General features: G+C 61.4%; 1 protein-coding gene. It reads right to left on the reverse strand.

Features of this window, described 5'->3' with window-relative positions:
• Positions 1-88 precede the first annotated feature (88 nt).
• The coding region (gene ltrA / locus CWI66_RS17505) for a group II intron reverse transcriptase/maturase (protein WP_100732381.1) at positions 89-1225 on the reverse strand (1137 nt) is incomplete at its 5' end.

Here is a 1225-nt window from a genome sequence, read left to right on the forward strand (position 1 = left end):
GGTCGGGTAGACCGGACGATTGCTCGTTCCGGCCCCCCACAGATCCGAGCGTGCGCGATTGACGCACTCGGCTCCTCAACCGTCAGGTTCACACGAAGGACGCTCGGTGCACGATTCTCGCTCGCGGTAACGGGAGTGTCAGCAACAGTTGCCTTGCCTTCTCCCACGGGAACCATCCTCTCTGCGATCGCCTCCTGAGCCACTTGATCCAGGTTGTCTGAACCCTGTATTGGAAGCGTTGCAGAGACTCGATGTTGTGGGTTATCCCGTAGTACGCATAGTGCCCCATAACCTTTCGACAGAGTTGGCGGTGCTGATCACGCAGGGGCAGGTGGCGGTTGGCTCGGCACCACAGCGAAATTCGCTTCAGGCCTCGCTTGAACCGGTCCTTGGCCGTTTTCTGCTTGATGATCCAGCGTCCACGCAGGGACTTCCCCCAGTAATAGGTAAAGCCCAGGAAGTCGAAGGTCTCGGCCCGTAGCTCGCGATGTGGCCGAAACCGTACCAGCCGAGTCTTGGTCGGGTGCAGGGTAAGGCCGAAGCGCGCAAAGCGCTTGGCCAGTACCTCCAGCACCTTGCGGGCATCAGCTTCGTTGCTGAAGGCGAGCACGGCATCATCGGCGAAGCGCACCGAGAATGCCCGTCCGCGCAGGCGTGGTTTGACGTCTTGCTCAAACCACTCATCCAGCACGTAGTGGAGGTAGACATTCGCCAGCAAGGGGGAAATCACACCCCCTTGTGGGCTGCCTATCTCGCCCTTCTGCCATTGCCCGGCGTCCAATACCCCGGCCTTGAGCCACTTGCCGATCAGGCGGAGGATCACGCCGTCCTTCACTCGTTGCTGCAGAAACGCACGCAGGTGCTGGTGGTCGATCGTGTCGAAGAAGGCTTTGATGTCCAGATCAATGACCCAGCCTCCGCCCATCGACATCAGGCCATTCCTCACCGTTCCGATGGCCTGATGCGCCGAGCGCCCCGGCCGGAAACCATACGAGCACTCGTGAAAATCATGCTCATAGAGCGGCTCCAGCAGGGCCACCACGGCACGTTGCAGGACCTTGTCTTCGAAGGTAGGAATGCCAATCGGCCGTGTGGAGCGCCCGTCTCCCTTGGGAATATTGACGCGCCGCACCGGCGGCGCCCGGTAGCGACCGCTCTTGGCCGCTTCCAGCAGACGCTGGACGTTAGCCTCGAAGTCGCGCGCGAAGTCGTCCGCCGTCTGGCC

Origin of the sequence: Halomonas sp. 141, from assembly GCF_002810305.1 — a bacterium.
Lineage (GTDB): Bacteria > Pseudomonadota > Gammaproteobacteria > Pseudomonadales > Halomonadaceae > Vreelandella > Vreelandella stevensii.